We start from the raw sequence: 1,398 nt of genomic DNA, 5'->3' as shown, positions 1-1,398 counted from the left end.
GGGCAATGCTGTGGGCGGACTTCCACGCCGCCGCCGTGCATCCCGAAGAACGCGGCAGCCTGCGCCCCGAGCGGGCTGCCATGGCCATGGCCGTACGGTCCGCCGGAGCCGAAGGCCGCAGGCCCACCGCGGTCGTGCACCTGGACCCCGCCGAACCGGCCGAGACGCTCGCCGGCCGCCTGGCAGCCGAGTACGGCGCCCTGACGGCCGTGACGGACAGCGAAACCGAGACCCGGACTCAGGCCGAGACGGATGCCGGCGGAGACACCGTCGTCGCCGCCCACCGACGGGGCGTCCGGTACACGCCGCACTCCGTGCCGACGGTGCCCGGCGCGCCGTACGCCCTGCCCCCCGACGGGTACTGCCTGGTCACCGGAGGGCTGGGCGCGGTGGGACTGCGCCTGACCGGGCGGCTGATCGATCGGGGGGCCAAGCGCATCGGCATCATCGGCCGGTCGGCCCTCGATCCCGCGCGCTCCGAGGCCCTGCGGGACCTGGCCGCGCGCGCCGACGTCGACTACGTGTCCTGCGACGTGTCCGACCCCGAGGCGCTCGCCGCGGTCGCCGGGCTGTTGGGGCGGCGCTGGGGCCGGCTGGTCGGCGTGGTGCACTCCTCAGGCGGGGTCAACCCGTTCGGGGCGATGCACCGCCGGCCGTGGAGCGACGCCGAGAAGGTGCTCGCCCCCAAGGTCCCCGGCTCGCTGAACGTCGTACGACTGGCGAAGGAGGAGGGCGCCGACTTCGTCGTCCTGGTGTCCTCGATCGCCGGTACGCAGGCCTCGGCCGGCCGGGGACTGGTCGACTACAGCCTCGCCAACGCCTACCAACTGGCCCTCGCCGAAAAGGAGAACGACGCCGTCACGACCGTCACCGCGCACGCCTGGCCCAACTGGACGGGCATCGGCATGAAAGCGGACGCGTCCTTCTCCGCCGCCCACTCGATCGGCGCCGAGCAGGCACTGGACGCCTTCGTCGACCACCTGCGGACGGGCGGCGCCGTGATCTTCCCGGGAAGCACCGCCACCGCCCCGGCGGAGCCCGTGGAGCCCGTCGAGCCCGAGCCCTTCGACTCCGTCGCCACGCCCACGCCGCCGCGGACACGACCCGAGGCCGTCGTCGTTCCCGCACCGACACGCGCCGGTCACGACCGCGCGGGCATGCGGGCCCGGGTCCGTGACGCCTTCGTGCACGTACTGGGCGAGGACCCCGGGGAGCGCCCGCTGCCCGGGCTGGGCCTGGACTCCCTGATGATCGCCGAGCTGACCACGGTGCTCGAACAACGCAGCGGCCTGACCGTCGACCCGTCGCTGCTGATGCGGGCACGCACGGCCGACGACATCGCGGCCGGGCTGGCCGCCCACGAGGCGCCGGCCGCCAGTCGGCCGCCCACCCCCGACC

The 1,398-nt window shown here is 74.9% G+C and carries 1 protein-coding gene; it reads left to right on the top strand.

Annotated elements, in window-relative coordinates; translation table 11 throughout:
- On the top strand, window positions 1–1,398 hold a 1,398-nt coding region (locus tag ADK55_RS15225; RefSeq protein ID WP_159041399.1), incomplete at both ends, for a beta-ketoacyl reductase.

The organism is Streptomyces sp. WM4235, from assembly GCF_001279725.1.
In the GTDB taxonomy this organism is placed as follows: Bacteria; Actinomycetota; Actinomycetes; order Streptomycetales; family Streptomycetaceae; genus Streptomyces.
The sequence above is the reverse complement of the archived record's forward strand: the minus strand, read 5'-3'. Positions and strand labels throughout refer to the sequence as shown.